9 protein-coding genes are annotated in these 9,164 nt (G+C 56.6%); 7 read left to right on the forward strand and 2 right to left on the reverse strand.

Annotated features, from left to right (window positions below):
- Positions 1–6: 6 nt before the first annotated feature.
- From paaK to paaZ, 7 genes are all read left to right on the forward strand, one after another.
- Positions 7–1,320: a phenylacetate--CoA ligase PaaK gene (paaK, locus tag IOC61_RS15815; RefSeq protein ID WP_195689684.1), complete on the forward strand. Its 1,314-nt coding sequence runs from the start codon at positions 7–9 to the stop codon at positions 1,318–1,320.
- A 123-nt stretch (positions 1,321–1,443) separates the two neighbouring features.
- Positions 1,444–2,400, forward strand: coding sequence for a 1,2-phenylacetyl-CoA epoxidase subunit PaaA (gene paaA / locus IOC61_RS15820; RefSeq protein ID WP_195689685.1), 957 nt, complete (start codon positions 1,444–1,446; stop codon positions 2,398–2,400).
- A gap of 12 nt (positions 2,401–2,412) precedes the next feature.
- Positions 2,413–2,700 carry a 1,2-phenylacetyl-CoA epoxidase subunit PaaB gene (gene paaB, locus IOC61_RS15825; RefSeq protein ID WP_229333176.1) on the forward strand — a complete coding sequence of 96 codons (288 nt, stop codon included), beginning with the start codon at positions 2,413–2,415 and terminating at the stop codon, positions 2,698–2,700.
- Positions 2,701–2,718: 18 nt separating this feature from the next.
- On the forward strand, positions 2,719–3,483 hold the full coding sequence (paaC, locus tag IOC61_RS15830; RefSeq protein WP_195689687.1) for a 1,2-phenylacetyl-CoA epoxidase subunit PaaC: 765 nt from the start codon (positions 2,719–2,721) through the stop codon (positions 3,481–3,483).
- A gap of 23 nt (positions 3,484–3,506) precedes the next feature.
- On the forward strand, positions 3,507–4,046 hold the full coding sequence (gene paaD / locus IOC61_RS15835) for a 1,2-phenylacetyl-CoA epoxidase subunit PaaD (protein ID WP_195689688.1): 540 nt from the start codon (positions 3,507–3,509) through the stop codon (positions 4,044–4,046).
- Positions 4,047–4,054: 8 nt separating this feature from the next.
- On the forward strand, positions 4,055–5,152 hold the full coding sequence (gene paaE / locus IOC61_RS15840) for a 1,2-phenylacetyl-CoA epoxidase subunit PaaE (protein ID WP_195689689.1): 1,098 nt from the start codon (positions 4,055–4,057) through the stop codon (positions 5,150–5,152).
- A 108-nt stretch (positions 5,153–5,260) separates the two neighbouring features.
- Complete coding sequence (paaZ, locus tag IOC61_RS15845) at positions 5,261–7,303, forward strand: phenylacetic acid degradation bifunctional protein PaaZ (RefSeq protein WP_195689690.1); 2,043 nt, start codon at positions 5,261–5,263, stop codon at positions 7,301–7,303.
- A gap of 247 nt (positions 7,304–7,550) precedes the next feature.
- Here paaZ and IOC61_RS15850 read toward each other — a convergent pair whose 3' ends face one another.
- The gene (locus tag IOC61_RS15850; RefSeq protein ID WP_195689691.1) at positions 7,551–7,955 is read right to left on the reverse strand and encodes a hypothetical protein; all 405 of its coding nucleotides are present in this window, start codon (positions 7,953–7,955) and stop codon (positions 7,551–7,553) included.
- 166 nt (positions 7,956–8,121) lie between these two features.
- Positions 8,122–9,164: TRAP transporter large permease (locus IOC61_RS15855; RefSeq protein WP_195689692.1), on the reverse strand; the 1,043-nt coding region annotated here is incomplete at its 5' end.

The following is a 9,164-nucleotide window of genomic DNA, read 5'->3' on the forward strand; positions in this document are numbered from 1 at the left end:
GCTCCCATGAAACAGACCGTCAAGCCCATCGACACCGCTAACCTCGACCATCTGGAAACTGCCAGCATCGACGAGCTACGCAGTACTCAGCTCAAGCGCCTGCAGTGGAGCCTGAAGCACGCCTACGACAATGTGGACTTCTATCGCCAGTCCTTTGACAGTGCCGGCGTGCACCCCGAAGACATCAAGAGTATCGAGGATCTCGGCAAACTCCCCTTCACTACCAAGGCTGACCTGCGGGACAACTACCCCTTCGGCATGTACGCCACACCGATGAGCGATATCGTACGAATTCACGCCTCCAGTGGCACCACCGGCCAGCCTACCGTGGTGGGATATACACAGAATGACATCGATATCTGGGCCGATGTTGTCGCTCGCTCCATCCGCGCAGCCGGCGGCAGCCGTAACGACAAGGTACATGTGGCCTACGGATATGGTTTGTTCACAGGCGGACTCGGTGCCCATTATGGCGCCGAACGACTGGGCTGCGCGGTAATTCCAATGTCTGGTGGTCAGACCGAGAAGCAGGTGCAGCTGATACGTGACTTTCAGCCAGAAATCATCATGGTGACTCCATCTTACATGCTCAACATTGCCGATGAGATGGAGCGGCAAGGTATCGATCCGCACAAACTGCCACTGCGGACCGGCATCTTTGGCGCCGAGCCCTGGACCAATGACATGCGTCTCTCCCTCGAACAGCGCTTGGGTATCGATGCTTTGGATATTTACGGTCTGTCGGAGGTAATGGGGCCGGGCGTTGGCATGGAGTGCCTGGAAACCAAGGACGGCCCGACCATCTGGGAGGATCACTTCTACCCCGAGATCATCGATCCCATCAGCGGCGAACTGCTTCCCGACGGCGAGTATGGCGAACTGGTCTTCACCACCCTGACCAAGGAAGCGCTGCCGGTGATCCGCTACCGCACCCGTGACCTGACCCGCTTGTTGCCAGGCACCGCACGCCCCATGCGTCGTATCGACAAGATTACCGGCCGCAGCGACGACATGCTGATCATTCGCGGGGTCAATGTCTTCCCGACACAGATCGAGGAACAGCTGCTCAAGATCGAACAACTCTCCCCACACTATGAGATCGAAGTGACACGCCAAGGCAACATGGACATGGTCCGCGTACGGGTCGAGGCTTGCAACAACGATGTCGCCCGCGACCCAGTGGCCTGCGAGCAGCTGGCTGGACACCTGCAGCACGCTATCAAGACCTATGTAGGCATCAGCAGCAAGGTCGATGTCTGCAGCGTGGAAGAGGTCATGCGCTCGGTAGGCAAGGCCAAGCGTGTGAAAGACCTGCGATAACCATATGGTGATACAACTTTAATACCAGACAAGCCAATTTGCGTATCGCTTTTTGAGCCGACCTGCTATGCTGTGGGAACAGCCAGGCAACCCAGGCTCAACCCATTACTGGAGAGTATAAAGATGTCCTATGAAAAGCAGGTATCTCTTCAAGAACAGCAGTTCATGGACAAGATCAATGCTGAAGAGAAGATCGAGCCCAAGGACTGGATGCCCGAAAAGTATCGCAAGAACCTGATTCGCCAGATTTCTCAGCATGCCCACTCCGAAGTCATCGGCATGCAGCCGGAAGGGAACTTCTTGACCCGCGCGCCCTCCCTGCGTCGCAAGGCAATCCTGCTCTCGAAGATCCAGGATGAGGCGGGGCATGGACTCTACCTCTACAGCGCGGCGGAGACCCTGGGGACTACTCGTGAGGAGATGATCGAGGCGCTACAGAGTGGCAAGGCGAAATACGCTTCGATCTTCAACTACCCTGCTTTGACCTGGGGTGACATGGGTGCCATCGGCTGGCTGGTCGATGGGGCAGCCATCGTCAACCAGGTATCCCTGCAGCGCACCTCCTACGGGCCCTACTCGCGCGGCATGATTCGTATCTGCAAGGAGGAGAGTTTTCACCAGCGCCAGGGTTACGACATCATGTTGTCGCTGGTCAATGGTACTCCGGAACAGAAGGCAATGGCTCAGGACTCCCTGAACCGCTTCTACTGGCCCGCATTGATGATGTTCGGTCCTCACGATTCAGAGTCTGCTCATTCCGCGAAGTCCATGGAATGGAAAATCAAGCGTGAAACAAACGATGACCTTCGCCAGAAGTTCATCGATCAAACCGCGTCACAGATTGAATTTCTCGGTCTCGAGCACCCCGACAAGGATCTAAAGTGGAATGAAGAGCGCGGCCACTATGATAGCGGTGAAATCGACTGGGAAGAGTTCTACAACGTAATTGCTGGTAATGGCCACTGTAATCGTCAGCGCCTTGAGCATCATATTCAGGCTCACGAAGAGGGTGCCTGGGTCCGTGAGGCTCTAGCTGCCTATAATGCCAAAAAGCAGGCAAAGAAAACCAAGGCCGCTTAAGGAGAAATGACCATGAAAGACAACGCTCTGGAACTTTTCGAAGTCTTTATTCGCTCTAAGCGCGGGCTTGATCATAAACATGTCGGCAGCCTGCATTCCGAAGACCATGCCCAGGCACTCGAGTATGCTCGTGATGTCTATACGCGACGCAGTGAAGGCGTCAGCATCTGGGTAGTCAAGTCGTCGGATATTTGCGCATCTCAGGAAGACGATGCAGAAGACTTCTTCGACCCCAACGATGACAAGCCCTATCGGCACGCGACTTATTACGAACTCCCCGATGCCGTCAACAACATGTAAACAAGCGGAGATAGCGTAATGAGCAATGACATCAAGAGTGCCACTCTAGAGTACACAACCCGCCTAGGCGATGACTCCATCGTTCTGGGGCACAGGATTTCGGAGTGGGTAAGTCGCGGACCTTTCCTCGAAGAGGACATCGCCTATGCCAACGTGGCACTGGACTATGTCGGTCGCGCCCGCATGTTCTTCGGCTATGCAGCGGAGCTGGCCAGTGATGGGCGCACAGAGGACGACTTTGCCTACATGCGCGACGACCGTCAGTACCGCAATCTACTGCTGATGGAGATGCCCCGCGGCGACTTCGCCTACTCACAGGTTCGACAGCTCTTTGTGGACGTCTACTACAGCCTGGTACTGCCCGAGCTGATGGACTCCAAGGACGATACCCTGGCAGCCATCGCAGCCAAGGCCATCAAGGAGACCCGGTATCACCTGCGCCGCAGCCGCGACTGGGTACTGCGTCTTGGAGACGGCACCGAGGAGAGCCATCAGCGCGCACAGAAGGCGGTCGACAGCCTCTGGGGTTATACCCACGAGATGTTCGAGATGGATGAAACCGAGAGCGTCCTGGCCGACAACGATATCGGAGTTGATACCACCAAGCTACGCGACGAGTGGCTCAGGCAGGTTAGCAGCATCCTCACGGAAGCGACCCTCGAAGTGCCGGAAGATGGCTGGGCAGTGCGCGGTGGACGTATCGGCTACCACACCGAAAATCTGGGTCACCTGCTGACAGAGATGCAATTCGTGCACCGCTCCTATCCTGGCTGCCAATGGTAGTCAAGTATATTGGGTGATTTGTTATGAGCGAAATATCGTTAATGCCGGAGGAACAGTACCATCGGTTACAGCAGCGTAGCAGCTCCGAGGTAAAAGAGCTCTGGGACCTGCTTGACGAGGTCAAGGATCCCGAAATACCGGTACTGAGCATCTGGGACCTGGGTATCTTGCGTGATATTGAGCGTCATGGTGAGCATATTATCGTTACCATTACGCCAACTTACTCCGGCTGTCCGGCGATCAATACCATTACCGAAGACATCGAAGCCGCACTGAACGCCAAGGGGTATGAAAGCCTTGAAGTAAAAGTACAGCTATCACCCGCGTGGAGCTCCGAGTGGATGTCGCCGGAGGGGCGTCGCAACCTGCGCAATTATGGTGTCGCTCCGCCAGAAGATGCTGATATAACCGAAGATGGCTTGACACCCGACGCTCATGCCATTTGCCCGCACTGTAGCTCGCGTGACACAAGGCTCCTCAGCGAATTTGGCTCCACCGCATGCAAGGCCCTGTTCCAGTGCCAAGCATGCAAGGAAACTTTTGACTATTTCAAGACAATATAGGCTACGTGATGTCTGACACGAACTTCTATACGCTGAGAATCGCCGACGTCCAGCCGGAGACAGATACCGCCATCTGCGTGACCTTCGATGTCCCCGAGGAGCTGAAAGCTACATTCGATTTCATTCAGGGACAATTTCTGACTCTGCGGACCTGGATCGACGGAGAGGAAGTACGTCGCTCCTACTCTATCTGTTCCGGTATCAATGATGGTCATATGAGAGTTGGCATCAAGCGCGTCAAGAATGGAAGGTTTTCCAACTACGCCAATGACCATTTCAAGCGTGGTATGGAAGTTGATGTCATGCCGCCACAGGGTACGTTTTATACACAGCTGGACCCTGAAAACGCCAAGAACTACATGTGCATAGCAGCGGGGTCAGGCATCACACCAACTCTCTCTATCATCAAGTCAGTGCTTGACACCGAGCCAAACAGCAGAGTGACATTGATTTACGGAAACCGCCGTAGCAGCTCGGTTATGTTCAAGGATGAACTAAGCTTCGTAAAGAACCGTCACTTGGGCCGGTTTCAGTGGATCAATGTAATGAACTACGAGGACCAGGGGGCGGATCTTCTTAACGGTATCATCGATAACAAGAAAGGCTATGCACTACAAAAAAGTGGCCTTATCGATATCAAGAATACCGATGAAGCCTTTATCTGTGGCCCTGAAGCCATGATGTCTGAGGTCTCACATGGTTTTCGTCTCGAAGGCCTGAGCAATGAGCAGATCCACTATGAGCTGTTCGCGAACTCCGCGGCAGATTCCGAGAAGATGCTCGCCAAGGCGCAACAGCGTATCGAGGAGTACGGCGAGGAGAAGACCAGCAAGGTCACCGTGGTTGCGGATGGACGCTCGGTCATGTTCGACCTGGCGACAGTAGGTGAGAATATTCTCGATGCCGGGATCGCCAACGGCATGGATCTTCCTTACTCATGCAAGGCCGGGGTCTGCTCCACCTGCAAGTGCAAGCTGATTGTGGGCGAGGTCGACATGGACGTGGCTCATGGACTCGAGAAACACGAAATCGAAGCTGGCTATGTGCTGAGCTGCCAGGCTCACCCCCTCACCGATGAAGTGACTCTCGACTTCGATCAGCGCTGATATTCGTCCAAGCCACTTATCCCGCTCGCTTCGCCCCATACCATGTTCTGGCTACGGTGACGAATCTTGTCGTCACCGGTCAACACTTTTTTACTGGGAGAACATTTAATGTCAGTCCTTCAAAGTTATATTGCCGGCCAGTGGCTGGGTGAAACACCAGCCAAGGCACTGCCCAGTGCCATCAATGGCGACATCATTGCCCATACCCATGAAGAAGTCATCGACTTTGCACAAGCCGTCGAATACGGAAGAAGAACTGGTGTAAAAAATCTACTGACACTGGATTTTCAACAGCGCGCAGCAATCCTCAAAGAGCTGGCTATTTATATTCAGGAGCGCAAGAAGGAACTGTACGCTATTTCTTATCATACCGGATGCACGCAGGCGGACTCCGGCATCGACATCGACGGCGGTTTCAGCACCCTGTTTAGCTACGCCTCCATGGGCCGCAAGGAGCTGCCTTCCGGAAATGTGGCTCACGAAGGTCCGGTAACCCAGCTAGGCAAGGATAATCACTTCAACGGCACCCATATCCTCGTACCGCGTCGCGGTGTCTCGGTACATATCAACGCCTTCAACTTCCCCATCTGGGGCATGCTGGAGAAGTTTGCCCCGGCATTCCTGGCGGGTATGCCGTGCATTTTCAAGCCAGCGACCGCCACCAGCTACCTCACCGAAGCGACAGTGCGGCTTATGCATGACTCCGGTCTGCTTCCCGAGGGTGCTCTGCAGCTTATCATCGGCGGCACCGGTGACCTGCTGGACCACCTGAATGAACAGGACTTTGTCACCTTCACCGGCTCCGCCAGCACCGCCCTGAAGCTGAGGAATCACCCCAATATCATGGCCAGGAGCATCCCCTTCAATGCCGAAGCGGACTCCCTCAACAGCGCCATCATGGCCCCGGACGTCACACCGCAAGATGAAGAATTCGACATCTTCGCCAAGGAAGTCGTAAAGGAGATGATCGCCAAGGCCGGCCAGAAGTGTACCGCCATTCGCCGGGTTCTAGTGCCAGCGGAACATCTGGACGCCTTGACCGAGCGGCTCAAGGAGCGCCTGAGCAGGATCAGTTACGGTAACCCGGCAGAGGAAGGTGTTCGGCTGGGAGCCCTTGCCTCACAGAGTCAGCTTCAGGACGTCAATGATGCGATCGACCGCCTTCTGGAATCCAGCGAGTGCGCCTACGGCAAGACCGAAGACCTCAAGCCCGTGGGTGAAGGCGTGGAAAACGGTGCCTTTATCGCCCCCCACCTGCTGATCAACCGCGCCCCCATGGATGATGGCGGCGCCCACGACATCGAGGCCTTCGGCCCGGTGGCTACCCTCATGCCCTATAACGGTATCGATGAGGCCCTCGCTATCGCCGCCAAGGGCAAGGGCAGCCTGGTGACTACCCTCACCACCAAGGACCCCGCTATCGCTGCACAGATGATACCGGTCCTCGCCGCCCAGCATGGTCGCCTGCAGATTCTGGATGCTCAGGCATCGAAAGAATCCACGGGTCACGGCTCCCCCCTCCCCATGCTCAAGCACGGCGGCCCAGGCCGCGCCGGCGGTGGCGAGGAACTGGGCGGCATGCGCGCTGTGCATCACTACCTACAGCGCACCGCCATTCAGGGCTCACCGACCATGGTAGCTGCCGTTACACGTGAGTATGTGCGTGGCGCCGAAGTGATCGAGAGCGATGTCCACCCATTCCGTCGTCACTTCGATACTCTGCAGGTCGGCGAATCCCTGCTGACTCATCGCCGCACCGTTACCGAAGCGGACATCGTCAACTTCGGCTGTCTTTCCGGCGACCATTTCTATATGCACTTCGATGAAATCGCCGCGCAAAAGACCCAGTTCAAGCAGCGCATCGCTCACGGCTACTTCGTGCTATCCGCAGCTGCTGGCTTGTTCATCTACCCGGGTGAAGGCCCCGTCCTGGCCAACTATGGCCTGGACACCCTGCGCTTTATCACTCCGGTAGCCGCCGGTGACACCATCCGCGCCCGTCTGACATGCAAGCGCAAGATCGACCAGGGCCGTACCTCCCCTGAAGGACATCCCCAGGGCGTAGTCATGTGGGATGTCGCGGTTACCAATCAGCATGACGAGTTGGTTGCCAGCTATGACATTCTGACGCTGGTCGCCAAACAGCAGTAAGCCCTCGATATCGGTGATGAGGCCTGACTGCTGATAGGCAGCAGGCCCGAACCTGACACCATCCCACGCAAAGCGGGTGCTTTTATGCCGATACCGGCATAAAAGCACCCGCTACGTCCTCACACTCTACATTCAAGCACCTGAATTCAAGCGATAATAAGCACAGCACCCGGCCTCATTGCTCTCACGCGGCTCCCTGATGCTACGACGGACTCAATCCGAGCAGCCAAGCACCACATCCCACTTCTCACTCTATCGCTGCCTCAGCTTCCTCCGGGCCATGAGCCATAAAGCTCTCAGCGTTCGGACAGAAGCCACGACACGCCTCAATACCGGCACCAGCCCGCATTGCCTTCCAGCAATGACCGGCCACTTCGCAGCGATTGCAGGCAGATTCCAATGACATCAGTTCATCATGAGCAATGGCGTCTGGAATCACCTCGAAGGTCTTCATCATCGCCGGCATCAATACCTCTGAGGGCTTGAAGGCTGGCACCCGATTGTCATCGATGGTCCGCCCCATGGCCCTCTCCAGCGGCATGCTCAAAGGCTGCGTCAGGTCACAGAGCATCTCTTCCAGGGCCTCCGGAGCATGGTACCGAAGCTCACGAACCACGCGTTCCCCTTGGATATAATCAGACAATCTTTCCATTTTCGCTCTCCTCGTTTCGTAACACTTACTGCTCACTTTCAGGATAGCGCAACGGGAGCCACCCTGATTTGACTGACGTCAAATCAGGGTGGCTCTTGATACTAAAAATTATTTAACAAAGTATTTTATGTATCTGCTTCTACTATTGCTTCGACGTCTCAGCTAATCAATAGAGCAGATCGGGAAGGAAGAGCACAATGCCCGGCAACAGCAGCACCAGCAAGGCGCGAAGCGTGCCCGCCACCCAGAACGGCGTCACACCGCGGAAGATCGTTCCCGTCGCCACGTCCGGCAGCACCGCCCGCAGCACGAAGACGTTCATTCCCACCGGCGGCGTGATCAGGCTGATCTCGATCACGATCACCACCAGGATGCCGAACCACACCAGGTCGTAGCCGAGCCCCGCGACCACCGGGAAGAAGACCGGCACCGTCAACAGCAACATCGACATGCTCTCGAACACACAGCCCAGCACCACGTAGATGGCGATGATCGTCAGAATCACCACGAAGGGTGCCACGTTCATGCCGCTGACCAGCGCCAGCAGATCATTGGGCAGCCCGGCCCGGTTGATGAAGTTGGCGAAGATCAGTGCCGTCAGCACCACCGCAAAGAGCATGGCCGTGGTTCGCACCGTGTCCATCAGTACGTTCATCAGCACGCGTGGCGACAGCGAGCGACGCATCAGGGCGATCAGAAACGCCCCCATGGCCCCGATGCCGGCGGCCTCGGTGGGGGTGAAGATACCCAGGTAGATACCGCCGATCACCAGCACGAACAGCGCCAGCGTGCTGCCCACGCTCTTCAGCGCGGCGATGCGCTCCGGCCACGGCACCTTCTGTGCCGCCGGACCCGCCTCCGGATCGCGCCACAGCACCCACTTCACCGCCCCCAGATAGAGGAAGATGCCCAGGATGCCGGGAATAAAGCCAGCGGCGAACAGCTCGCGGATGCTCGTCTCGGTCAAGATGCCGTAGATCACCAACATCACGCTGGGCGGGATCAGGATGCCCAGAGTACCGCCGGCGGCGATGGAAGCAGAGGCCAGGGAGTCCTTGTAGCCATACTTGCGCATCTGTGGCATCGCCACGCGCCCCATGGTGGCACAGGTGGCCAGGCTCGAACCGCAGATGGCGCTGAACCCTCCACAGGCGACGATGGTGGCCATCGCCTGGCCTCCCTTGCGATGCCCCAGAAAGCCGTTGGAGG

The organism is Halomonas sp. KAO (assembly GCF_015595025.1).
Classification (GTDB): Bacteria; Pseudomonadota; Gammaproteobacteria; order Pseudomonadales; family Halomonadaceae; genus Halomonas.